We start from the raw sequence: 22,846 nt of genomic DNA, 5'->3' as shown, positions 1-22,846 counted from the left end.
GTTTCATTGGCAGCGAGTTGAACCGGCCTTATTTATACCCAATGAGTAATTTCATCACCAAGAGTATAGCCAAACTGTTTGGCACAAAGTCGCAGCGAGACCTCAAAGAGCTGCTTCCCTATGTGGAGCAGATCAACGCTGAGTTTGCGCGGCTGAAAGACCTCAGCAACGATGAGCTTCGTGCTGTGTCGGCCCAGTTGAAGGCACACATCGCCGACGAACTGCAGGGCATCGATCAGCAGATCGAGGCGCTTCGTCAGCAGGTAGCCACTGATCCTGATATGGACGTTGATCAGAAGCAGACAATCTTCAACCAGGTCGATCAGCTGGAAAAAGAACGTAACAAAGAACTGGAGCGGGTATTGCTGGCCATTTTGCCGCAGGCGTTTGCCGTAGTAAAAGAAACCGCCCGCCGCTTTGCGCAGAACGACGAGTTGGAAGTGTCGCTTACCGAGTTTGACATTGAGATTGCCCGTTTCCGTAAGAACGTACGGATCGAAGGCGACAAAGCTTACTGGGCCAACACCTGGGATGCGGCCGGCAACACCATCAAGTGGGACATGATCCACTATGATGTGCAGCTGATTGGGGGTGTGGTGCTTCATACCGGAAAAATTGCCGAGATGGCTACCGGTGAAGGGAAAACGCTGGTATCTACCCTGCCGGCTTTCCTGAACGCCCTGAGCGGCCGGGGTGTCCACATTGTAACGGTCAACGATTATCTGGCCAAGCGTGACTCGGAGTGGAACGGGCCGCTGTTCCAGTTTCATGGCCTGCGCGTTGACTGTATCGACAAGCACCAGCCGAACTCCGAACAGCGTAAAGCCGCCTACGCCGCCGATATCACCTACGGAACCAACAACGAATTTGGGTTCGATTACCTCCGCGACAACATGGCCCGCACGCCCGACGAACTCGTGCAGCGGAAACACCACTACGCCATGGTCGATGAGGTCGACTCGGTGCTGATCGATGACGCCCGGACGCCCCTGATCATTTCTGGTCCGGTGCCGCGTGGCGATGAGCAGGATTATGCGGAACTGAAGCCGCGCGTATCGCGTGTAGTGGAGGCCCAGCGCCGCCTGGTGAGCGACATGCTCATTGAAGCCAAGAAAAAACTAGCCGCTAACCCCGATGATAAGGAGGGAAGCCTGGCGCTGTTCCGTGCCTTCCGTGGCCTGCCCAAGCTGAAACCGCTGATCAAATACCTCAGCGAAACAGGCGTTCGGCAGACACTCCAGAAAACGGAATCGATCTATCTGGCCGAAAACCAGAAGCTGATGCCCGAAGCCGATGCGCCCCTGTACTTCACCATCGACGAGCGGAACAACAGCATTGATCTGACCGAAAAAGGCATCGACTTCATTACCGGTTCAGGCGAAGACCCAAACTTTTTTATCCTGCCCGACCTGTCTGTCGACCTGAACGCCATTGACAAGCACACTGATTTCAGTGAGCAGGAAAAAATCCTGCACAAAGAAGGCCTGATCCGCGATTACTCAGTGAAAACGCAGCGGATCAATACAGTGAACCAGTTGCTGAAAGCGTACTGCCTCTTCGAGAAAGATGTGGAATACATCATTCAGGAAGGCAAGGTGAAAATCGTGGATGAGCAGACGGGCCGTATCATGGAAGGTCGCCGCTGGTCAGATGGGTTGCACCAGGCCGTGGAAGCGAAGGAAGGGGTAAAAGTGGAAGACGCCACCCAAACCTACGCGACCATTACGCTCCAGAACTATTTCCGGATGTACCACAAGCTCTGCGGGATGACCGGTACGGCCGAAACGGAAGCGTCGGAATTCTGGCAGATCTACAAACTCGACGTAGTGGCCATTCCGACTAACCGCGCCATTAGCCGGAAAGACGAAGAAGATAAAGTGTACCGCTCGGTGCGCGAGAAATACAACGCCGTTGTTGACGAGATCGTGGAACTGGTGGCGAAAGGCCGGCCGGTGCTGGTGGGTACCACATCGGTAGAAAACTCGGAATTGCTGAGCCGTCTGTTGACGTTGCGCAAGATCCAGCACCAGGTACTGAACGCCAAGTACCACCAGCGCGAAGCCGAAATTGTTTCGGTAGCCGGCCAGCCCGGAACGGTAACCATTGCCACCAACATGGCCGGTCGGGGTACGGATATTAAACTGACGCCCGAATCGAAAGCTGCGGGTGGCCTGGCCATTATTGGTACTGAACGGCACGAGTCGCGGCGGGTCGACCGGCAGTTGCGTGGCCGGGCGGGTCGTCAGGGTGATCCAGGTACGTCGCAGTTTTTTGTATCGCTGGAAGATAGCCTGATGCGTCTGTTCGGCTCCGAGCGCATTGCCAAGCTGATGGACCGGATGGGTCTGGAAGAAGGCGAAGTCATTCAGCACTCGATGATCACCAACTCGATCGAACGGGCGCAGAAGAAAGTCGAAGAAAACAACTTCGGCGTTCGGAAGCGGCTGCTCGAATACGACGACGTGATGAACTACCAGCGTACCGCCATCTATGATCGTCGCCGCAACGCGCTCTTCGGCGAACGCCTTCCGCTCGATATCGCCAACACGATGTATGACGTGGTAGAGGAAATCGTTGGTAACGCTGAAGGTGATTTCGATGTGGTGAAACTGCAATTGCTGACCGCCCTGAGCCTCGACACCAAAATGACGCAGGCTGACTTCGCCAAATTGAAAAACGCCGACCGCGTACAGAGCCTGTATGCGGAAGCCGAAGCAAGCTACCAGGCCAAGAACCACGCCATTGCCGACAAAGTAACCCCGGTGCTGACGCAGGTACAGGAGCAGCAGGGCCAGTTTATCCGCAATATTGTGGTGCCGTTCACCGATGGCCTCCATGAAATGCAGGTAGTGGCTGAGCTGAAAAAAGCGGTCGATACAGGCGGTCGTGAGGTGATCACCGAAATGGAAAAATCAGTCGTTTTGTCGCTGATCGACCAGGAATGGAAAGAACACCTTCGCGAAATGGACGATCTGAAGCAGTCGGTGCAAAACGCCGTATTCGAGCAGAAAGACCCCTTGCTGGTCTACAAATTCGAGTCGATCGAGCTGTTCAAGCGATTCCTGAACAAAGTAAACTTCGATACGATCAGCTTCCTGACCAAAGCCGACATCCCGGCTCAGGACGAGCAGGAGGTGCAGCAGGAGATTCAGTCGGCTCCAGCGCAGCGTCGCCCCGAGCCGATGCCCGAACTGCACACCAACATGGAAGATTTCGACGACGACCACCTGGCGAGCGGGCCGGAAGAATACGCCCGCCGCATGGCGCAGAACAACGCCATGGGAGCCGGTGCGCCCCCGATGCCGCCCAAACAGCAGCCGGTCCGTAACGTGAAGATCGACCGCAATGCCCGCGTGAATGTTCAATACGGCGATGGCACGGTGAAGAAAGACGTGAAATTCAAAAGCGTTGAAAACGACGTGATGTCAGGCAAAGCCGTGATTATCGAATAGTCCGAACCGGGATGTACAGGATTCAAAGGGGATTCAGGGTGCAACGAGAAGGCCCCGATTCGCAAGAGTCGGGGCCTTCTGCTGTTTTGCCTGTAAGTAATTGATAGATGACTAATTGCTTACAGGCAAGGCAACTAATCAACAATCCATAATTCACAATCTGTTACTGAAACACGCGGATGTAATCGACAAGTAGATGCTGGGGTAATACGGTGGTACCATCCGGTTTGCCGGGCCAGTCGCCGCCAACGGCGAGGTTGACGATGAAGAAATACTCTTCCTGAAATTCGCTGAGGCCAGACGGAGTTGTATCAATGATGTGAAACTGTTTATCGTCGAGATACCAGACAATTTTCTTGGCGTCCCAGACAATGGAGAAAACGTGGAATTCATCGGCCAACACGCCCGACGTCAGTTTTGCACTGCCTCCGTATTGGGCGTGGCTGTTGTTGTTATCCCAGTGGGCCGTACCGTAAGCCGTGTCATCACGCCCCGTTGCGCCACCACCGATCATCTCCAGAATATCAATCTCTCCGCATTTAGGCCAGCCAACCGTGTTTATATTTTTCCCAAGCATCCATAAAGCTGGCCATATACCCTGCCCCTTCGGCATAGCTGCCCGGATATCGACCCGTCCGTATTTCAGGTTGACTTTACCTTGGGTGGTCAACCTCGACGAGGTGTATGATTTGTTGCCGACTGATTCCGCTTTTGCCTGAATGATCAGGTAGCCGTCTTTCACTGACGTGTTTTCCTTCTTATAGTATTCCAGCTCGTTGTTCCCCCAGCCGCAGTTGGCCGGGCATCCATCGCCTAACTCGTAATTCCAGTTGGCTTCATTCAGCGCCGTTCCCGTGAATTCGTCGGCCCACACTAGTTTCAGCCCCGAGTAGGTGGTTGGGGTAGTGTAGCCTTTGGTTGGAATAATTGACACGGGAGCCGGGTCGTCATTATCATCGCTGGCATTGGCAACGTACCCAATAGGTTGATCACAAGCCAGATACGTTTTGTTGGGATTCCCTTTGCCGTCTTTGTCTGAATCGAGATACCATGTCTTCTCAATACAGGGCTCGCTGGAGCTTTTGCATGCGTCAAGTAAGAACGTACATGAACTCACTACTAAAATAAGACTGATTGTGAAGAAGATGGGGCGCATGTCGGTGAACTGATTGGCTAATAGATTAGGTGGTGGAATGAATTCTCTAATGTACGATATAGGACTATGCTAATAATTAATTGATTAAAAAAAGAAAAAGCAGATGAAAATTGATTATCGTAATAGTACGATCAATAAAACTGCGTTTATCTTTGTTGCATGGGGACCACTAAAACAGAGGTATTTACGGAGCAACAGAATCGGATCGCTGATCTGGCAAAGGCATTTGCGCATCCGGCGCGGGTAGCCATTCTGCAGCATCTGGCCAAAACGCAGTCGTGTATCTGCGGCGATCTGGTCGATGTGTTGCCGCTGGCGCAGGCTACGGTATCACAACATTTGAAAGAGCTGAGCCGGATCGGGATTGTCAAGGGCAATGTAAATCCACCACGGGTTTGCTATTGCATTAATGAAGTTGTCTGGGCCGAAGCAAAAGCCGCTTTCGGCGAGTTGCTGACTCAATTCGAGGGGAATCTCTGCTGCTAATTTTTTTGCCCATATTCATCGTAATAATACAATAAACAAAGCCATGCAAACCGATAACCAACTGAAAGAACTGGTACGCGAAACCTACACGACCGTAGCCGATCAGTCACGCGAAACGAACGCAGACTCCTGCTGTGGCTCGGCCTGTTGTTCACCCCTTGGCGATACCGCGATTATGGCCGACGATTATAGTCATCTGGCTGGGTACGTTCCCGCCGCCGATCTGGGCCTTGGTTGTGGCTTACCTACGCAATTCGCGCAAATCAAACCCGGCGATACGGTGATCGACCTGGGTTCGGGCGCGGGTAACGACTGCTTTGTGGCCCGCCACGAAACCGGCCCGACAGGTAAGGTGATTGGCATTGATTTTACACCTGCCATGATTGGCCGGGCTCGCCGAAATGCCGATACGCTGGGATTCAATAATGTAGAATTTCGGGCGGGCGACATTGAGCAGATGCCTGTTGCCGACAACATTGCCGACGTGGTTGTGAGCAATTGCGTACTAAACCTGGTGCCTAACAAAGCCAACGTGCTGGCCGAAATTGCCCGCGTATTGAAGCCAGGAGGCCATTTCAGTATCTCCGATATTGTGTTGCAGGGTAAGTTGCCGGCTGGTCTGCGTCAGGCCGCCGAGTTATATGCCGGCTGTGTATCGGGAGCTATTCAGCACGACGACTACCTGCAGCTGATTCAGGAAGCAGGCTTCACACAGGTCAACATCCAAAAGAGCAAACCCATCAATCTGCCCGACTCTATATTAATCAATTATCTGACCGCCGACGAGATCAACACATATCGGAATGGCGGCGTTGGTATCGTGAGCATAACGGTTTACGCCGAAAAGCCGGGTCCGGCCAAGCCAGCACCAGTAGCTGCTGCCAAAACGTGTTGCGGGCCAGATTGCTGCGCTTAGTTTTGTACTTAGTCATCGTTACCTACTGTATGATCTACCGACTTGCTACTTCTGCCGACCGCCCCGCGCTGTTTGATTTACTGACACAGGTTGATTTACTAACAGATGATTTGCCGGACGACCTGGGTACGTTCACGCTGGCCTATGATAAGGGTACGCTGGCTGGAGCAGCAGGCGTAGCGGTGTATGGAACAACCGGACTGGTAAGGTCAGTAGCCGTTTCGCCTGCTTACCGAGACCACCAGATCGGTCGCCAGTTGATTAATGCTGTCGAAAAGCTGGCTACAGACCAAAATCTCACCAACCTTTACCTGATCACTACCACTGCTGACGGCTATTTCGCTCGGCTGGGATTCGAGCGTGTAGACCGAAGCAACGTACCTGATGCTATTGCCCAGACCCGTCAGTTCAGCGAGTTGTGCCCTGCTTCGTCAATAGTGATGAAAAAGGAAGTAGTACCGAAGCTCCAGCTCCGGTAGTTGAACTAGCTAGACTACCGAAGCTGGAGCTTCGGCATTACATTGATGAAACGAATTTTAGTACTCTGCACGGGTAACTCAACCCGCAGCCAGATGGCGCATGGCTATCTGCAACACTTTGCCGGCAACAAAGCCGAGGTACTCAGTGCCGGGGTCGAAACGCACGGTCTGAATCCGCGCGCGGTGAAGACGATGGCCGATGATGGCCTGGACATCAGTCACCACACATCAAACCACGTTGACGAGTATGCTCATCGGCCCATCGACTACGTGATCACCGTTTGCGACAGCGCGGCTGAACGATGCCCCGTCTGGATTGGGAAGCCCGGTTCGTCGACACGAAATCGGCTGCACCATACTTTCGAAGATCCATCGAAAGTGACCGGCCCCGACGAAGCCAGTGTGATGGCCAACTACGCCCGTATCCGTGATCAGATCAAAGCGTTCGCGCAGGAGTTTGTTCGTGACAATATAGCTGGCTAACATTCGCTTTTCTATGAAAACACTTGCCGATCTGTTGCTTCTGGGCGACCCGCGCCTGTACGAAGTTTGCGAGCCCGTCAGGGCCGATGAGCAACCGTTGGTCGCGGGCTGGGTGGCTGATCTGCACAATGTAATGGAGGAGGTGCGTGCCCGGTACGGTTTCGGACGGGCTATTGCGGCGCCTCAACTGGGCATCATGAAGCGGCTGATCTACATGAATATTGACAAACCCGCCGGCCGTGGCCCTGTCGTGTTCATCAATCCCATACTGACCAATCTCAGCGAGGAACAGTTCGAGCTCTGGGACGACTGTATGAGCTTTCCGAGTCTGCTGGTTCGCGTTAGCCGCCACAAATCGCTGGCGATACAGTACCTCGACGAACACTTTTCACCGCAGCAATGGCATATGACAGACGCTTTGTCGGAGTTGATGCAGCACGAGTACGATCACCTCGACGGCATTCTCTGCACCATGCGTGCCATCGACGACAAAGCGTTTCAATACAGGGTGCTTTAAGGCCGTCTTCAATGTACTGCTGCGCTGCTGATTGGCGAAGCAACAGAAAACGGTAAACAGCAAACTGAAAACGGACTTCATGCGTTAACCCCAAAACGTTAAACGTATTACTATGCAAGCTGCCCTGCGTCCGCCGGTGTCCATATATACGGAGCAAAGCCCGAATCCCAACTCGATGAAGTTCGTGCTAAACCGCGAACTCGTCCCTGATGGTCTTTCGTTCGATTATGCCGAACCATCGGAAGCACTGAAAGAAGGCAAAAACTCACCCCTGGCCGTGGCCCTGTTCGGTATTGATGGCGTGCGTCGGGTGTTCATCGCGGGGAATTTTGTAACCCTGACCAAAGATGAAGATGTTGACTGGGGCGAGATCCTGTTTGAAGTAAAAGTCTTTCTGAAAGACTACTTCGAGGCTGATAAACCTGTGTTTGTTAAGCGCACCATTGACCTGAACAGCACCCGTGTGGAGGCTGATTCTGAGACCGTTCAGCAGATAAAAGCCGCGCTGGACCAATACGTCCGGCCAGCTGTAGAGTCAGACGGTGGAGCGATCAATTTTCATGCGTTCGATGAAGAGACCGGCACTGTGAAAGTGCTGCTTCAAGGTTCATGCAGCGGTTGTCCTTCGTCGACGTTGACCCTGAAAGCAGGCATCGAAAACCTGCTGACTCGTCTGGTGCCTGGTGTTAAAACCGTTGAGGCTGAGGGGGTATAAAGTCCGTTCTGTCAGAAATACATAAAAACGCCAACGCTTTCCGGGCGCTGGCGTTTTTATTTGTACCAACCATTCGCACTCACCACCTTGACTGATTATTCACTCGTTCGCCGATTAGCACTTGGCTTTTGGGGGTTGATCCCCATTTTTTCACAAGCTCAAAATTTACTTGGCCTGACAACCAGCCCCAGCGGTGGTATTCATCGGGCCTATCAGAATCCAGCGTGGCTGGCCGATTCGCCGCATCGTTTTTATGTCAGCCTGGGTGCTCTGAACATTCACGCAAACAACAATTTCGTCCGCTACAAAGCCCCGTTCTCGCTATTACGGCTTGTGACCGGACAAGTGCCAGGTCAGTACCGGCAGGCGAACGGCGGGGTACAGTTTGATGCCAGTTATACCGAAGAAATTCAGGATGGTACGCCCAAGAACGGTACAGTTTGGGGCGAATTTCGGGGGCCGGCGTTACAGCTAGCCGTAGGCGAACGAACAGTAATCGGGTTGTCGTCGCGGTTACGGGCAAGCGGGCAGGTGTGGGGAGCCTCAGAACAGTTACTGTCTGCGCTGCGGGCCAGCCTGAACAGTGATGTTTTCTACAGTATTCCAAGCAGAAACAACGCATTTAGCACAAATGCCAATACCTATGCCGAAGCGGCCGCCAGCATAGGCCATACCGTATACGACGAGGAAGGCAGTAGCCTGATGGTGGGTTTTACGGCCAAATACCTGGTTGGTTTTACGTCGGGATACTTTGTCAATCAAGGGCTTACCTATGAAATACTGCCCGACCCGCTGGTGCAGAGCCGGGGGTATATGAACGTGAAGGAAATCACCGGTGAATTTGGCTACACAACGTACCTGCAAAATCAGAACCTGTCACTTCGGACGTTGGTAAACGGCAACCCGCCGGGCCGGGGCATAGGCTTCGATCTGGGAGTTGCCTATCGAATGAAACCTGACCCGTATGGGTCTACCCTGAAAGCAGGTGCTGCTCTGACAGACATTGGTTCGATCAAATACACCGGCGATGCCTACAAAATCAACCAGCAAAACCTGCGCCTCGTCAGCGAAGACTTTAATGAGGTCAGAAACAGCGAACAGGTGATCAATGTAATCCGTCAAAAATTGAAAGTCGACCCTGCCAACAACATCGGATCGTTCAACAGCGGCTTGCCTTCGTCGCTCAATTTACATGTCGACTATGAACGGCCAAGCGGACTGGGCCTACAGGTCGCCTACTGGCAGGATCTGCGCGGCACCAGCGCCGTGGCCATGCATCAGCCGTCGGTGCTGGCTGTTGTGCCGCGTTTCGATAGCAAGTGGGTGGGTGTTTCGCTACCGCTTTCGTATGTAAACGGGTTTACACAGGTGGGTGTGTCGCTGCGAGCAGGTCCAGTTTGGGCGGGCTCCGACAACGTGTTCGGGCTGTTAGGAACCAGCAAGAACGGCATCGCCCCCCGTGGTGTCGATCTCTATTTTGGCCTGGCGATGGGCTTCGGCTCACGTACTGGCGCTGATAATGATAACGACTAGCAAGTCAGGTTGTAGAACCCTCTGAATCTGCCTATTTTTGCCGAATTAAGAATCAAGAAGTAAGACGCAAGAAGTAAGAATGGCTCTGTTGTATGCCGTTTAGGTATTCCGCCAAGGCACTCTTGTTTCTTGCGTCTACTTTCTTAACTCTATTTATGCTAAGAACACATACCTGTGGCGAACTGCGTTCGTCGGATATCAATAAAACCGTCAGCCTGAGCGGCTGGGTACAAACCATTCGGGATAAAGGCGGCGTACTCTGGATCGACCTCCGGGATCGGTACGGTATCACGCAAGTAATTCTGGAAGAAGGTGTTACGCAGGCAGACCTGTTCAAGACGGCCCGGACGCTGGGTCGTGAATTTGTGATTCAGGCAACCGGCACGGTAACCGAACGGCAGTCGAAAAACCCGAATATTCCGACGGGTGGCATCGAGGTACGTCCCACGGCCCTGACGGTGCTGAACCCCGCCAAACTGCCGCCCTTTCTGATCGAAGATGACACCGATGGCGGCGATGATCTGCGCCTGCGCTACCGCTACCTTGATCTGCGCCGTAATCCCGTTCGCCGTAACCTGGAGCTTCGGCATCAGGTGGCCCGCCGTACCCGCGAGTATATGGACGGGCAGAACTTCATTGAAGTGGAAACCCCAGTACTGATCAAATCGACGCCCGAAGGAGCCCGTGATTTTGTGGTACCGAGCCGGATGAACCCCGGTGAATTCTACGCCCTGCCCCAGTCGCCACAAACATTCAAGCAACTGCTGATGGTATCGGGTTTCGATCGGTACTACCAGATCGTGAAGTGTTTCCGCGACGAAGACCTGCGCGCCGACCGCCAGCCCGAGTTCACGCAGATCGACTGCGAAATGTCGTTTGTGGAGCAGGAAGACATCCTGAACATGTTCGAAGGGCTGACGCGTCACCTCTTCAAAACGGTGAAGAACATCGACCTGGCCGAAGTCCCCCGGATGACCTACGCCGACGCCATGCGCCTGTACGGCTCCGACAAACCCGACATTCGGTTCGATATGCAGTTTGTGGAACTGACCGAACAGGTACAGGGCAAAGGCTTCCCCGTATTCGACGGCGCCGAATTGGTCGTAGGCATCTGCGCTACGGGGGCGGCTACGTTCACGCGCAAGCAACTCGACGAGCTGACCGAGTGGGTAAAACGCCCGCAGATTGGCGCCAAAGGCCTGATCTACGCCCGCGTGTCCGAAGACGGCAGTGTAAAATCGTCCGTCGATAAGTTCTATTCTGATGACGAACGCAACGCGTGGGCCACTACCTTCAACGCGAAGCCCGGCGATCTGCTGTTGATCATGGCGGGTGACGCCAATAAGACGCGCAAGCAGTTGAACGAGCTTCGGCTGGAAATGGGCACTCGTTTGGGCCTGCGCAATCCCGACGATTATAAAGTGCTGTGGGTACTCGATTTCCCCCTGCTCGAATACGGCGAAGAAGAGGCCCGCTGGTTTGCCATGCACCACCCCTTTACGTCGCCAAAACCTGAAGACATTCCGCTACTCGACACCGATCCGGGTGCCGTGCGGGCCAACGCCTACGATTTGGTCATCAACGGGACCGAAGTGGGTGGGGGCTCTATCCGAATCTTCAACCGGGAGCTTCAGGCGCGGATGTTCAGCTTGCTCGGTTTCTCCGACCAAGAAGCCAAAAATCAGTTCGGCTTCCTGATGGATGCGTTTGAGTTTGGTGCGCCGCCCCACGGTGGGATCGCCTTCGGTTTCGACCGGCTCTGCTCGCTCTTCGGGGGCGTCGACAGCATCCGCGACTTCATCGCCTTCCCGAAAAACAATGCCGGCCGCGACGTCATGATCGATTCGCCATCGGTCATCTCAGATAAGCAACTCGACGAGCTGAAGATCAGGACAACGGCCGTATAAAGATGGTGAATCGGTTGTATCTTACTGGCTGTTAATCAGCTTAGTTATGCAGGAGAAGTTTATCAATCCATTCACCGATTTTGGTTTCAAGAAAATCTTTGGGGAGGAAGCCAACAAAGACCTCCTCATGGATTTCCTGAATGAATTATTACCCGACCGGGGCCGGATCACAGACCTTACTTTCCTCAAAAATGAACAGTTAGGCGTTTCGCCTGTTGACCGAAAAGCGGTTTTTGACCTGTACTGCCAGACCGATACAGGCGAACGGTTTATCGTTGAAATTCAGAAAGCGCGGCAGAAGTACTTTAAAGACAGAAGCATTTATTACGCCACATTTCCCATTCAGGAGCAGGCACAAACCGGCGACTGGGATTTCAGACAAACGGGCGTTTATACCGTGGCGGTGATGGATTTTATTTTTGATGAAGACCCGGCGGAACGTAATAAGCTCCGGCACGACATTCAGTTGATGGATATTGAAACCCACCGGGTTTTCTTTCCCAAACTGCGCTTCATTTATCTGGAAATGCCCAAGTTCAGCAAGTCCATAGATGAGCTGGAAACGCGGTATGAAAAGTGGCTATATGTGCTGAAGAATCTGTCTCGGCTGGAGCGTATACCCGAACGATTGCAGGAACGTATTTTCACCAAACTCTTTCAGGTGGCAGAATTAGCACAATTCAACGAAACCGATCGCTGGGCGTATCAGGATAGCCTGAAACACTACCGGGATCTGAAAAATGTAACCGATACCGCAACCGAAGAAGGCTACCTTGAAGGAAAAGCTGAAGGCTTAGCTGAGGGGAAAGCTGAAGGGTTGGCTGAAGGCCAGGCGAAAGCTAATCGGGAGATAGCACTCAAAGCAATTCGGCAAGGCCTTGATAACACGCTTATTTCAGCACTGACGGGTTTAACTGAGGCAGAGGTTGACCAGTTGCGTGCTACGCGCTAATCACTAAGCCGTTCGCCTACGGTACACGTGCGCCAGCATGTGCATTCCCGCCCATTCGTGAAGCACAACCAGCGTCATCACCAGCGCACATAAAGCGGGTTGGCTTTCCGTGAAATGACGAATTGGCAGCCAGGTAGAAAGCTGTAGTATCCAAATGGTAGATTGAACCATTAAAAACGTTGGCGCTGAAGTTGCCTGAAACGAAAATATACCTGACCGCAGTTGCCTATACATAGCCACAAATGCATAGATAAAGACGCCTGTAAGTAAACACAGGGCGCCAAAAAAAGCGAAATCGCTTTGACGATTGAGTGAATCTGAAATAGCACCGAATGGCAACGTGCGGATAATTCCGTAACAAAACGCCCAAACCAGTAATGTATAGCCAATGCCGGGCCACCGAAAGGCTTTCTCAAACGCATCGCGGTACACGCGTGCGTTGGTCTGCGCCAGCGTTTTCTGGTAAGTCTCCTCCATTTTCAGCAAGCCCTTACGCCCGCCAAACGAGCGATGCACGTCTTGAAGAGCCAACTCGAACGGTACGTTTTGGGCCAGCTTATCTGTAATCGCATCGACGTAATGATCGGTCAGTTCGGCGATGAGGTCGTTGTTGAGCAGCCAGTTATCACTGCGTAAATGCTTGTCGATGAGAGCGAGTTGGGCAGGCGTGAGCATCGCTAGAAGGCAGGTTTGGGCGTTGGGAAAGGGGGAGCAAGGATCGTTTGCAGGTTTTGCATAAACGCCATCAGTTCATCGACGCGATTGACGGCTTCGGTTTTGCCGGTCCTGGTCAGCGAATAGTATTTACGTGCCCGGCCGTCGACCACTTCGGTTTGGGTCGTGAGCAATCCTTCCGCTTCGAGTTTATGCAGGGCTGGGTATAGTGCGCCTTCTGTAATGGCCACGCCGCCCGCCGTGAGGGCTTTCACCTGCTGTGTAATTTCATAACCATACATCCGCTCGTGGTTTTCGAGCAGTTTCAGGATGATCACCGACAGGCTTCCTTTTAAGAGCGGTTGATTCGCTTTATCATTCATGACTCAAAAATGCACAAAAAAAGGCATACCTAAATAGTTTAGGTATGCCTTTTTTTGTGGGTATCGGTGTTCGCTACTCGATCGCCTCGATAACGTACCTGACGTTATTGAACAGGGCGGTATCGCCAATGCGCTTCCCACGCAGCGCTGTGCCAATAGGAGAGGCCGCCGATACAGCCATATAGTCGTTGCCATCTACCGAAATGCGCCCGGCACTAATGCTGATAAAGAACGTACCCCGCGTCGTTTTTACCAGGCTTCCCGCCCGAACCACGGTCGGGGGGGCCAGATCGATATGCTGGAGTTCCTGAAGCATACGCTGGGCATCGGCCAGCAGTTGGGCGTGGCGGTCGCGTTCCAGTTGTGCCATAGCCCGGCCGGTTTCGTATTTATCGCCTGCCGAGCTCTTCGACTCCGAATTGGCTGACTCCTGGGCGGCACGCATGGCCTCCGTTGCAGTGTCGATGCGTTGTTGTACGTAGGCGAGGCACTGATTGTATAAAGACTGTTTACTCATTGGTTGCTCGGTGGCTGGGTATGGCGGGTACTGTGCTGCTAACCGCGTTCAGTTTGGGTACAACAAAAAAACCTGACAAACTGCTCATGTGGAAGGCGAGCAATTTATCAGGTTCACGATAGTATAGACTAAGAGGGTAGCGCCCTACAGTTTCTCTTTCACGACTGCTACGTCTTTTTTGGCCTGGTCTTTCACCATTTTCTTGCTGGCCTGGTACGTTTTTTGGCGATCCGCTTTCAACGCTTCTTTGTCGCCGTTCATCTTGTCGGCCTTGCGGTCGGCTTTCAATGACTTTAGCTCCTGTTTATCGGCAGCTACTTCGGCTTTTTTCTCTGCCGCCGCCATTTTTTTGGCCGCTTTGCTGTCCTGTGCGCTGGCTGCGCCGAACACAGCCAGTGTTAATGCTATGGCTACTACAAATGCCTGTTTCATAATCGTTTTGTTTGATCTGGTTTACGCGCCGTTCAACAGAGAACGTACCCACACGGGTCAGCTATGGTGAGCGCGCAAACCTATGCGGCGCTGGTTAAAGGGCCGTGAAGTGCCCGTTAAATGCCTGTTAAATCAAGTATGCACCAGGCAACCAGCTATTTCAGCAACGGACCAATTACGTTTTTCCAGACTTCGTATCCCTGCGGAGTCATGTGCAGGCTATCGGCTTTGAACAGCTCGGGGCGGGGTTGCCCAGTAGCACCGAGCATTGGCGTGTACACATCTGCGAAAGCCGTATTTTTCTGCCCGGCCAGGTACTGTTTGATCATCTGATTGGCCTCAGCAGCAACAGGCATAGATTTCCGACGCGACGGGCTGGGCTTGATGGCAATGTAGGTGATGTTGGCGTTTGGCAATTGCTTGCGTACCAGCATAAAAAAAGTCAGAAACTGGCTGTACACGTCTTTGGCCGTTTTATTCTGCTGCCCAATGTCATTATCACCTTCGTAGACCAGAATCTGCTTTGGGTTATAGGGTAACACCAGCTTTGGTATGTAGCGAATCAGGTCGCTCATGGTTGATCCGCCAAAACCACGCTGGATAACAGGTTTGCCCGGGAAGGCTTCTTTCAGTCCGTCCCAATAGCGGATGGATGAACTGCCGACGAATAGAATACCATTGGCTGGCGGCGTTTTGTCCTGCGCTTCCATCGTGGCGATCTCGGCGTCGTAATTGGTCTGGGCCAGTGTTGGTAAAGCCAGCATCGTTAGCAAAAAGGCCAGCGAGAAAAAGGTGTTTTTCATGGTTGAATGGATTTGTTTGCTAATAAGACTAATTCGCGAGCAGAACGTTTAAGGGAAATGTCATTACGCTCCGCTGTCATTTGGCAGTCGTTGGTCGTAGAAACAACGAATGACTACCGAATGACAGCGGAGCGTAATGACAATAAATGACGGCGAGGCGTCAAATGAACGGCACCACGCTTTCGAGCCCCATGCCGCGCGAGCCTTTGATGAGGATGTTTGTGTGGGTCATGGGGTTGTCGGCAATCCAGTTGTGGAGCGAAAATTTATCGGGGAAATAATACGCTTTGGGCAAGGCTGGTAAGGCGTACTTCATGTCTTTACCAGCCAGAATAACCAGATCGAATTGCTGTTCGGCTACCAGCGTACCCAGCGCGGCGTGTTCGGCGGGGCTTTCGTCGCCAAGTTCGTACATATCGCCCAGGAGCACCGCCTTTCGCGGAGCAGAATCACCACCGGGGTGACTTTGCCCAAACTGCCTGATGGCGGCCGCCATCGAACTGGGATTGGCGTTGTACGCATCGAGCAGGATGGTGTTGGTGCCTTTCACCACCACCTGCGACCGGTTATTGGTTGGGTTATACGCCGCCACCGCTTCGTTGGCCTCCGTTTCAGGGACGTCGAAATAGGCGCCAATGGCGAGGGCAGCGGCTATATTCTCAAAATTGTAGCGGCCCGGCAGGTGCGTCTGTATGGTGTCGCCATTGGCCGAGCGGTACACGGCAACGGGGGCCTCGAGCAGTAGCTCGGGCTGGTTGTTGGTCAGGTAAAAAACGGTGTTGACAAACGCTCGTTCAGCGTACATGGCCATCAGCGTCTCGTTTTGGGCGTTTACGAAAACCGTTCCGCCCGTTTTGGCCAGGAAATCGAACAGTTCGCCTTTGCCTTTCCGAACGCCTGCCAATCCGCCAAATCCTTCGAGGTGCGCTTTGCCCACGTTGGTGATCAGGCCGTGGGTGGGTTCGCAAATCCGGCTGAGCAGGGCAATCTCCTGCTGGTGGTTCGCGCCCATTTCCACCACCGCTATCTCGCAGGTGGCGGGGTTGATGCGCAACAGCGTCAGCGGCACACCGATGTGGTTATTGAGGTTGCCTTTAGTGGCTTCGGTAACGTACCTACGGCTCAACACGGCGGCAATCAGCTCTTTGGTCGTGGTTTTACCGTTACTACCTGTCAGGCCAATAACGGGGCAGGTAAACTGGCGACGGTGATGCCGGGCCAGGTCCTGAAGGGCGGTCAGTGTATCGGCCACCAGCAGGCAACGTTCATCCGCTGCGGCCACCGTGGGATCATCGACAAGGGCGTAGCTGGCACCGGTAGCCAGGGCTTGCAGGGCGAATTCGTTGGCGTTGAAGGTGTCGCCGCGCAGAGCGACAAACAGGCAATTGGGCGTAATTTGCCGCGTATCGGTGGATACGCCGCTGCAAGTCAGAAATTTATCGTAGAGGAGGGTTGTTGATGTCATAAGTGGCCCCTGATTTCGTTCAAAAGTAAGATGAAAAACTGGTTTACGACGGTTCTGTGCTTACTGGTCACCCTGGGCCTTGTCTTGCGGGGAACGGCCCAACGTATCTCGTTCGAGTACGATCAACGCGCCGCGGTGACGGTGTCGGGCCGGGCGCTGCCCAATGCCTGGGCTGGCGGGCTCAATACCTGCCAGTTCAATACGATAGCGCTCAATACCGACGCCCGCCCCGATCTGGTGGTGTTTGACCGCACCACCGATAAGATCAGCACGTTTCTGGCAGCTACCGATGCTACGGGTGCGTTTGTTTGGCAATATGCCCCGCAGTACGAAAAACAGTTCCCTTCCTTCATTAACTGGATGGTGCTGATCGATTACGACGGCGACGGAAAGAAAGACCTGTTCGCCTCGGCTCCGTCGGGGGCGCAGGTGTGGCGTAATGTGTCGACAACGGCCGGTACGTTGAGTTGGCAATCGATTGCCTCGCCCCTTTACCACGAAGGATTTAACAACAACCGCTCAAATCTGTATGTGGCCGGACTGGATACGCCCGTTATTCAGGATTATGACGGCGATGGCGATATCGATGTAGTGGCGTTCGACGTGGGCGGCAATCTGGCCGTGTATTACCAGAACATGAGCAAAGAGCGCACCAGCACTGTGGCTCCCGCCGGGCTTGATTTCAAGCGAATAGGCGTTTGTTGGGGGAATTTCCAGAAAGAGTTCTGCAACGATTTTCAGTTCGGAATCAATTGCGATGCTGCTGGTGGTCGGCAGGGGCTGCCCAATGCCCGGCCGCTGCATACCGGCAACGCCATTTCCATGTTCGATACCGACGGCGACGGGCTGAAAGAATTGTTGTTTGGGTACGTTAGCTGCCCAAATGTGGCGGTGCTCTATAACCGGACCGCGAATTCGGCCAAAGCCGATTTCTATAAGTTTGACGCCAGCTTCCCGGCCAAAAATCCGATTCAGTTTCCTGCGTTTGCGGCTACGTTTTTTGAAGATGTCGATGGTGACGGGCGCACGGATCTGCTGGCGTCGCCGAGCGTATATACCAACGATGGTAATCTGTTCGATTTCCGGGCGTCGAATCTGCTGTACCGAAATGTAGGCACAGCGGCGAAACCAGATTTCCAGTACGTGAAGCCCGATTTTCTCCAGGCCGACATGATCGATCTCGGTGAGAGTGCAGTTCCGGCACTGGCCGATCTGGATGGCGACGGTGACCTGGATTTGCTCGTAGGCCACAGCGGAAATATAGGCGCGAAAGGCTTCCGGGCCGGCCTGTGGCAGTTCGAGAACAAGGGCACACCGACCAGTCCGGCGTTTACGCTGGTGACGACCGATTACCTTGGCCTGACCCAGAGTGATTCGCTGACCAACCTGCGCCCTACGTTCGCTGATCTGGATGGTAACGGCTCGCCTGATCTGGTGCTCACCGCCAGCGGAATCACTGGGTCAATCATTCAATGGTGGCCCAATGCAGCGGCTAACAACGCGGCGGTGCAGTATACCCGGTCGGCGGTAAAGCTACTGACCTTACCCAACTCGGTGGGTTATTCCAGCAGCGAAGCCATTGCGTTTACGGATATCGATGCCGACGGAAAGCTCGATATGCTGGTGGGCGGCTCGGCGGGCAACATCACGTACCTGCGTAACTCAGGAACGCTGGCGGTGCCGGTTTTCCAGCTACAAACCGACTCGTATGGCGGCTTTGGCGTTGATCTGCTGGCCAGAAACCCATCGTTGGTTGTGCTCGACGTAAACGCCGACAAACAGCCCGAGCTATTGGTGGCCACACGGGCCGGGAAACTCAAGCTGTACCGCCCGGCAACGCAACCCACGCAACCAGGTACGTTGCTCGACACGCTGGGTACGTTAGGGTACCCCGGTATTGGCCTCGCCGTAGCAGCGGGGGACCTCGACGGCGACGGCCTGCCCGATCTGGTGATCGGCACCGCATCGGGTGGGTTGCGTTACGTTCGGAATACATCGGAAAAAACTACCGTGCTGGCCGTAGAAGCAGTCGAGACAATCCGGGCGTTCCCGAATCCGACGGAGCGGTACGTTACGGTTCGCGTGCCCTATGCCGGGCGGGTTGATGTGCTGAGCCTGGACGGACGGCGAGTGGTGGTGCCACAACCAGTGGTTGGCAGTACCGATGCCTTACTTGATCTGGGTACGTTGCCGGCTGGCGTTTATTTGCTGCGGCTCACTGCCGAGGATAAACCAACAAAAGTTAGTCGGGTGGTGTTAGTTCGTTAAACAGGCAACGACTATGAAAAACGACGACGACGATCTGGATCTGAACATTCCCGACCAGCAACGGGGCGATATGCCCGGCGATGATGTCAACAGTGAATCAGCTATTTATGCTGATCTGGGTATCGACGGCCAGCCCGATAACATGAATCCCGGCAACGAAGAGGCCTCCGATACGATTCTGTACACGGATAATGCCGTGGCTACCGACATGACCGATATGGTGTCGGAAAATGCCAGCTACGATAGCGATCTGCCAGCCGATCTGTACAACGATCTCGACAATGTAGATGAAGCGCAGATGCAGGCCGAAGTAGATCAGTTATCCGACGAAGAAGGCAACGCGTAGCGTTGCCTACGGGTACGTAGTGCTTGGCGGTCCAACGTTTCGGCCTGGAGCGAAAACAACACACAACGCCAAGCAATTTTTTAAAGTATAGAACACAGTTCGATGTTAAGTACTTATACGCACAAGCCCTCGCCTGTCTAGTGAGGGCTTTTTGTTTTGGTTAACAATTTCTTAACGGGATGATCGCCCAACTCCTTCAAACAATGGTCAACTTTGTACTTGCTTAATCGGATGAGAATAGGCATAACTAACTCACTATCTGTATGTTCGGCTTAGAGACCGGCATTTTCATTCTTCTGGCCCTCTGCCTGTTGGCCGCTTGTGCCTTCGAATTCATCAACGGCTTTCACGACACGGCCAACGCCGTGGCCACGGTCATCTACACCAACTCGCTGCAACCCACCCAGGCCGTGGTCTGGTCGGGCATCGTCAACTTCATCGGGGTCATCACCGGGGGAGTGGGCGTGGGCATGAGCATCGTCAACCTGCTGCCCGTCGAGCTGCTGATCGATCAGAACGTGTATCACAGTATTGCCATGGTGCTGGCCCTGTTGTTGTCGGCCATCATCTGGAACTTCGGCACCTGGTATTTTGGCCTGCCTGCCTCCAGCTCCCACACCCTGATCGGCGCCATTCTGGGCGTTGGGCTAGGCTACGCGTTGTTACCCGAAAATGCCGCAGGCGTGGCCGCCGTGAACTGGGATAAAGCCAAAGAAGTATTCGCCGCCCTGTTGCTCTCGCCGCTGATCGGTTTTAGCCTGGCCATTATTTTGATGTTTGTCTTACGTCGTACTCTCAACAAAGACCTGCGCAAACAGCTCTTCGATGAGCCGCATCCAGGGCAGCATCCACCCTTCTGGGTACGTGTGTTGCTGATCATCACCTGCACGCTGGTCAGTTTCTTCCACGGCCGTAACGACGGGCAGAAAGGGATCGGTCTGGTCATGCTGATCCTGATCGGAATTTTGCCTACCTATTTCGCCATCGATACGCGGTTGAATATCAAGGAGCTTAGCCCTGATTTGGCGATTGTTCAGCAGAAGGTAGGGATGATCGATAAAAGCCAGCTATCAGCCGTTGATCTGGACCGGATCAAAACAATCAATGCCAATCTGGTTGATTTGCAACCGGCGCTCGCAACTGGTACGTATGCGCAAAAAGACGCCATTGAGATCCGTAAATCGTTGTTGACCATCAGCAGCAATGTGCGTAAACTGATTGAGAGCGACGCCGTGAAACTAAGCGTCGAGGATAAGGCAGATTTGTCGCTGGCAGCGACTGTCGAAGAGAAAGGGCTGCGTAAGTTCACCGACCACGCGCCCTTCTGGGTGATCCTGATGATCTCGCTCTCGCTGGGTTTCGGCACCATGATCGGCTGGAAACGCATCGTGGTGACGGTGGGCGAAAAGATCGGTAAGTCGCACCTGACCTATGCACAAGGCGCGTCGGCCGAACTGGTAGCAGCCACAACGATTGGCCTGGCTTCGGGGCTGATCCCAAACTTCAAAGCGCCGGTCAGTACCACGCATGCCCTTTCATCGGGTATTGCCGGGGCCATGGTGGCTAGCAAGGGAATCAAGAACTTACAGGCCAAAACGGTGCAGAGTATTGCGCTGGCCTGGGTGCTAACACTCCCTGTTGCCGTTATCTTGTCGGCAACCTTATTCATGCTTTTCCGCTGGCTATTGGGGTAAGAAAACCCTGGAGAATACTGGCCCCGAACACTTCCTGACCGGAAGATTCGTTCGGGGTTTTTTGTGTTTGTTACCTAAATATTACCCTAATGTTAACAACATAATAATCTGTTAATATTGATTTGGCCGTTCTGATTTCGATCGTACTCAACTTTGCAGCGAATTATTAATGAGTACTTTTCGTAACTAACTTACAATCTGTATGTTCGGCTTAGAGACCGGCGTTTTTCTTCTTCTCGTCTTCTGTTTACTGGCGGCCTGCGCCTTCGAATTCATCAACGGCTTTCACGACACGGCCAACGCCGTGGCCACGGTCATCTACACCAACTCGCTGCAACCCACCCAGGCCGTGGTCTGGTCGGGCATCGTCAACTTCATCGGGGTCATCACCGGGGGAGTGGGCGTGGGCATGAGCATCGTCAACCTGCTGCCCGTCGAGCTGCTGATCGATCAGAACGTGTATCACAGCATTGCCATGGTGCTGGCCCTGTTGTTGTCGGCCATCATCTGGAACTTCGGCACCTGGTATTTTGGCCTGCCCGCCTCCAGCTCCCACACCCTGATCGGTGCTATTATTGGCGTAGGCCTGGGCTATGCCTTGCTGCCCGACAACACGATGGGAGTTGCCGCTGTGAACTGGGACAAAGTGAAAGAAGTGTTTTCGGCGCTGCTGCTCTCGCCGCTGATCGGTTTTAGCCTGGCCATTGTGCTGATGTTCACGCTGCGCCGTACGCTGAGCAAACAGATTCGGAAGCAGATCTTCGACGAACCAACGCCGGGAGAAACGCCGCCCGGCTGGATTCGTATCCTGCTGATCTTCACCTGTACGCTGGTTAGCTTCTTCCACGGCCGTAACGATGGGCAGAAGGGGATTGGCCTGGTCATGCTCATTCTGATCGGTGTGCTGCCTACCTTCTTCGCGCTCAATACCAGTATTGATATAGCACAGTTGAAACCGGATCTGACCAAGATTCAGCAGATTACTGCTCGGATCGATACCACTCATTTAGCAAAGAGCGATGTGGAGCGGTTGCAAAAGATCAACACCAGCATTGCCAATCTGGCGCCTGTTGTAGCGGCCAATACGTATAAGAAAGAAGAATCGCTCCTGATTCGTAAAGCGTTATTGACGATCAGCAGCAACAGCAAGAAACTGATTGCCAGCGAAGATGTGAAACTGAGTGCGGCTGATAAAGAAGAGCTGAAAGCGGCCGCCGTGAAAGAAGAGAAAGGGATCCGTGCGTTCACCGACCACGCGCCCTTCTGGGTGATCCTGATGATCTCGCTCTCGCTGGGTTTCGGCACCATGATCGGCTGGAAACGCATCGTGGTGACGGTGGGCGAAAAGATCGGTAAGTCGCACCTGACCTATGCACAAGGCGCGTCGGCCGAACTGGTAGCAGCCACAACGATTGGCCTGGCATCCTGGTACACATTACCCGTTAGCACGACCCACGCCTTATCGTCGGGTATCGCCGGGTCGATGGTTGCCAGCAAGGGCATTAAAAACCTACAGGCCAAAACAGTACAAAGCATTTTGCTGGCCTGGGTGCTTACGTTGCCAGCGGCTATTCTGCTGTCGGCGACCTTATTTATGCTTTTCCGCTGGATTCTCGGCTAATCACCCACCTCTTCATGATCAGGCACCGCTTTAATCGGCGGTGCTTACTACCCTCACTGTAGCACCT

General features: G+C 53.6%; 21 protein-coding genes. 14 read left to right on the top strand and 7 right to left on the bottom strand.

Annotation, left to right across the window (positions count from 1 at the left end):
* Positions 1 to 41: 41 nt before the first annotated feature.
* On the top strand, positions 42 to 3,452 hold the full coding sequence (gene secA, locus ACAW75_RS01655; protein WP_370726921.1) for a preprotein translocase subunit SecA: 3,411 nt from the start codon (positions 42 to 44) through the stop codon (positions 3,450 to 3,452).
* 163 nt (positions 3,453 to 3,615) lie between these two features.
* Here the strand turns inward: secA and ACAW75_RS01650 are convergent, their stop codons facing one another.
* Positions 3,616 to 4,608 (bottom strand): glycoside hydrolase family 16 protein, encoded by a 993-nt coding sequence (locus ACAW75_RS01650; protein ID WP_370726920.1) that lies wholly within the window; start codon positions 4,606 to 4,608, stop codon positions 3,616 to 3,618.
* Between the two features lie 159 nt (positions 4,609 to 4,767).
* Between ACAW75_RS01650 and ACAW75_RS01645 the strand changes: the two genes are divergently transcribed.
* From ACAW75_RS01645 to ACAW75_RS01605, 9 genes are all read left to right on the top strand, one after another.
* Positions 4,768 to 5,094 (top strand): ArsR/SmtB family transcription factor, encoded by a 327-nt coding sequence (locus ACAW75_RS01645; protein ID WP_370726919.1) that lies wholly within the window; start codon positions 4,768 to 4,770, stop codon positions 5,092 to 5,094.
* Between the two features lie 43 nt (positions 5,095 to 5,137).
* On the top strand, positions 5,138 to 6,010 hold the full coding sequence (locus ACAW75_RS01640; protein WP_370726918.1) for an arsenite methyltransferase: 873 nt from the start codon (positions 5,138 to 5,140) through the stop codon (positions 6,008 to 6,010).
* A gap of 29 nt (positions 6,011 to 6,039) precedes the next feature.
* Positions 6,040 to 6,489 (top strand): arsenic resistance N-acetyltransferase ArsN2, encoded by a 450-nt coding sequence (arsN2, locus tag ACAW75_RS01635; RefSeq protein ID WP_370726917.1) that lies wholly within the window; start codon positions 6,040 to 6,042, stop codon positions 6,487 to 6,489.
* 45 nt (positions 6,490 to 6,534) lie between these two features.
* Entirely contained in the window at positions 6,535 to 6,972 is a 438-nt protein-coding gene (locus tag ACAW75_RS01630) for an arsenate reductase ArsC (RefSeq protein WP_370726916.1), read from the top strand.
* A 13-nt stretch (positions 6,973 to 6,985) separates the two neighbouring features.
* Positions 6,986 to 7,489, top strand: coding sequence for a peptide deformylase (locus ACAW75_RS01625; protein WP_370726915.1), 504 nt, complete (start codon positions 6,986 to 6,988; stop codon positions 7,487 to 7,489).
* 112 nt (positions 7,490 to 7,601) lie between these two features.
* A complete protein-coding gene (locus ACAW75_RS01620) occupies positions 7,602 to 8,204 on the top strand; it encodes a NifU family protein (protein WP_370726914.1) in 603 nt (200 codons plus the stop codon).
* A gap of 87 nt (positions 8,205 to 8,291) precedes the next feature.
* On the top strand, positions 8,292 to 9,737 hold the full coding sequence (locus tag ACAW75_RS01615; protein ID WP_370726913.1) for a DUF5723 family protein: 1,446 nt from the start codon (positions 8,292 to 8,294) through the stop codon (positions 9,735 to 9,737).
* Between the two features lie 155 nt (positions 9,738 to 9,892).
* Positions 9,893 to 11,644, top strand: a complete 1,752-nt coding sequence (gene aspS, locus ACAW75_RS01610) for an aspartate--tRNA ligase (RefSeq protein ID WP_370726912.1) — start codon at positions 9,893 to 9,895, stop codon at positions 11,642 to 11,644.
* A gap of 46 nt (positions 11,645 to 11,690) precedes the next feature.
* Complete coding sequence (locus ACAW75_RS01605; protein ID WP_370726911.1) at positions 11,691 to 12,596, top strand: Rpn family recombination-promoting nuclease/putative transposase; 906 nt, start codon at positions 11,691 to 11,693, stop codon at positions 12,594 to 12,596.
* Positions 12,597 to 12,599: 3 nt separating this feature from the next.
* Here the strand turns inward: ACAW75_RS01605 and ACAW75_RS01600 are convergent, their stop codons facing one another.
* The 6 genes from ACAW75_RS01600 to ACAW75_RS01575 form a co-directional block, all read right to left on the bottom strand.
* Entirely contained in the window at positions 12,600 to 13,271 is a 672-nt protein-coding gene (locus ACAW75_RS01600; protein ID WP_370726910.1) for a hypothetical protein, read from the bottom strand.
* A 2-nt stretch (positions 13,272 to 13,273) separates the two neighbouring features.
* A complete protein-coding gene (locus ACAW75_RS01595; protein WP_370726909.1) occupies positions 13,274 to 13,633 on the bottom strand; it encodes a PadR family transcriptional regulator in 360 nt (119 codons plus the stop codon).
* 73 nt (positions 13,634 to 13,706) lie between these two features.
* Positions 13,707 to 14,150, bottom strand: a complete 444-nt coding sequence (locus ACAW75_RS01590; protein ID WP_370726908.1) for a 3-oxoacyl-ACP synthase — start codon at positions 14,148 to 14,150, stop codon at positions 13,707 to 13,709.
* Between the two features lie 144 nt (positions 14,151 to 14,294).
* Entirely contained in the window at positions 14,295 to 14,582 is a 288-nt protein-coding gene (locus ACAW75_RS01585; protein ID WP_370726907.1) for a hypothetical protein, read from the bottom strand.
* A 155-nt stretch (positions 14,583 to 14,737) separates the two neighbouring features.
* Positions 14,738 to 15,385 carry a GDSL-type esterase/lipase family protein gene (locus ACAW75_RS01580; protein WP_370726906.1) on the bottom strand — a complete coding sequence of 216 codons (648 nt, stop codon included), beginning with the start codon at positions 15,383 to 15,385 and terminating at the stop codon, positions 14,738 to 14,740.
* A 160-nt stretch (positions 15,386 to 15,545) separates the two neighbouring features.
* Positions 15,546 to 16,850 carry a UDP-N-acetylmuramoyl-tripeptide--D-alanyl-D-alanine ligase gene (locus ACAW75_RS01575; protein ID WP_370726905.1) on the bottom strand — a complete coding sequence of 435 codons (1,305 nt, stop codon included), beginning with the start codon at positions 16,848 to 16,850 and terminating at the stop codon, positions 15,546 to 15,548.
* 30 nt (positions 16,851 to 16,880) lie between these two features.
* Between ACAW75_RS01575 and ACAW75_RS01570 the strand changes: the two genes are divergently transcribed.
* The 4 genes from ACAW75_RS01570 (at position 16,881) to ACAW75_RS01555 (ending at position 22,779) form a co-directional block, all read left to right on the top strand.
* Entirely contained in the window at positions 16,881 to 19,118 is a 2,238-nt protein-coding gene (locus ACAW75_RS01570) for a T9SS type A sorting domain-containing protein (protein ID WP_370726904.1), read from the top strand.
* Between the two features lie 13 nt (positions 19,119 to 19,131).
* On the top strand, positions 19,132 to 19,464 hold the full coding sequence (locus ACAW75_RS01565; RefSeq protein WP_370726903.1) for a hypothetical protein: 333 nt from the start codon (positions 19,132 to 19,134) through the stop codon (positions 19,462 to 19,464).
* 263 nt (positions 19,465 to 19,727) lie between these two features.
* The gene (locus ACAW75_RS01560) at positions 19,728 to 21,158 is read left to right on the top strand and encodes an inorganic phosphate transporter (RefSeq protein ID WP_370726902.1); all 1,431 of its coding nucleotides are present in this window, start codon (positions 19,728 to 19,730) and stop codon (positions 21,156 to 21,158) included.
* Between the two features lie 202 nt (positions 21,159 to 21,360).
* The gene (locus ACAW75_RS01555) at positions 21,361 to 22,779 is read left to right on the top strand and encodes an inorganic phosphate transporter (protein ID WP_370726901.1); all 1,419 of its coding nucleotides are present in this window, start codon (positions 21,361 to 21,363) and stop codon (positions 22,777 to 22,779) included.
* Positions 22,780 to 22,846 lie beyond the last annotated feature (67 nt).

The organism is Fibrella arboris, from assembly GCF_041321095.1.
GTDB lineage: Bacteria > Bacteroidota > Bacteroidia > Cytophagales > Spirosomataceae > Fibrella > Fibrella arboris.
The sequence above is the reverse complement of the archived record's forward strand: the minus strand, read 5'-3'. Positions and strand labels throughout refer to the sequence as shown.

What these genes read in the sequence shown, in the direction of transcription:
- ACAW75_RS01590 (WP_370726908.1), bottom strand. Translation starts at nt 14,150, where the DNA reads ATGAGTAAACAGTCTTTATACAATCAGTGCCTCGCCTACGTACAACAA.
- ACAW75_RS01645 (WP_370726919.1), top strand. Translation starts at nt 4,768, where the DNA reads ATGGGGACCACTAAAACAGAGGTATTTACGGAGCAACAGAATCGGATC.
- ACAW75_RS01585 (WP_370726907.1), bottom strand. Translation starts at nt 14,582, where the DNA reads ATGAAACAGGCATTTGTAGTAGCCATAGCATTAACACTGGCTGTGTTC.
- ACAW75_RS01575 (WP_370726905.1), bottom strand. Translation starts at nt 16,850, where the DNA reads ATGACATCAACAACCCTCCTCTACGATAAATTTCTGACTTGCAGCGGC.
- ACAW75_RS01595 (WP_370726909.1), bottom strand. Translation starts at nt 13,633, where the DNA reads ATGAATGATAAAGCGAATCAACCGCTCTTAAAAGGAAGCCTGTCGGTG.
- ACAW75_RS01605 (WP_370726911.1), top strand. Translation starts at nt 11,691, where the DNA reads ATGCAGGAGAAGTTTATCAATCCATTCACCGATTTTGGTTTCAAGAAA.
- ACAW75_RS01640 (WP_370726918.1), top strand. Translation starts at nt 5,138, where the DNA reads ATGCAAACCGATAACCAACTGAAAGAACTGGTACGCGAAACCTACACG.
- ACAW75_RS01650 (WP_370726920.1), bottom strand. Translation starts at nt 4,608, where the DNA reads ATGCGCCCCATCTTCTTCACAATCAGTCTTATTTTAGTAGTGAGTTCA.
- ACAW75_RS01555 (WP_370726901.1), top strand. Translation starts at nt 21,361, where the DNA reads ATGTTCGGCTTAGAGACCGGCGTTTTTCTTCTTCTCGTCTTCTGTTTA.
- ACAW75_RS01625 (WP_370726915.1), top strand. Translation starts at nt 6,986, where the DNA reads ATGAAAACACTTGCCGATCTGTTGCTTCTGGGCGACCCGCGCCTGTAC.
- ACAW75_RS01570 (WP_370726904.1), top strand. Translation starts at nt 16,881, where the DNA reads ATGAAAAACTGGTTTACGACGGTTCTGTGCTTACTGGTCACCCTGGGC.
- ACAW75_RS01565 (WP_370726903.1), top strand. Translation starts at nt 19,132, where the DNA reads ATGAAAAACGACGACGACGATCTGGATCTGAACATTCCCGACCAGCAA.
- secA (WP_370726921.1), top strand. Translation starts at nt 42, where the DNA reads ATGAGTAATTTCATCACCAAGAGTATAGCCAAACTGTTTGGCACAAAG.
- aspS (WP_370726912.1), top strand. Translation starts at nt 9,893, where the DNA reads ATGCTAAGAACACATACCTGTGGCGAACTGCGTTCGTCGGATATCAAT.
- ACAW75_RS01560 (WP_370726902.1), top strand. Translation starts at nt 19,728, where the DNA reads ATGTTCGGCTTAGAGACCGGCATTTTCATTCTTCTGGCCCTCTGCCTG.
- arsN2 (WP_370726917.1), top strand. Translation starts at nt 6,040, where the DNA reads ATGATCTACCGACTTGCTACTTCTGCCGACCGCCCCGCGCTGTTTGAT.
- ACAW75_RS01600 (WP_370726910.1), bottom strand. Translation starts at nt 13,271, where the DNA reads ATGCTCACGCCTGCCCAACTCGCTCTCATCGACAAGCATTTACGCAGT.
- ACAW75_RS01630 (WP_370726916.1), top strand. Translation starts at nt 6,535, where the DNA reads ATGAAACGAATTTTAGTACTCTGCACGGGTAACTCAACCCGCAGCCAG.
- ACAW75_RS01580 (WP_370726906.1), bottom strand. Translation starts at nt 15,385, where the DNA reads ATGAAAAACACCTTTTTCTCGCTGGCCTTTTTGCTAACGATGCTGGCT.
- ACAW75_RS01620 (WP_370726914.1), top strand. Translation starts at nt 7,602, where the DNA reads ATGCAAGCTGCCCTGCGTCCGCCGGTGTCCATATATACGGAGCAAAGC.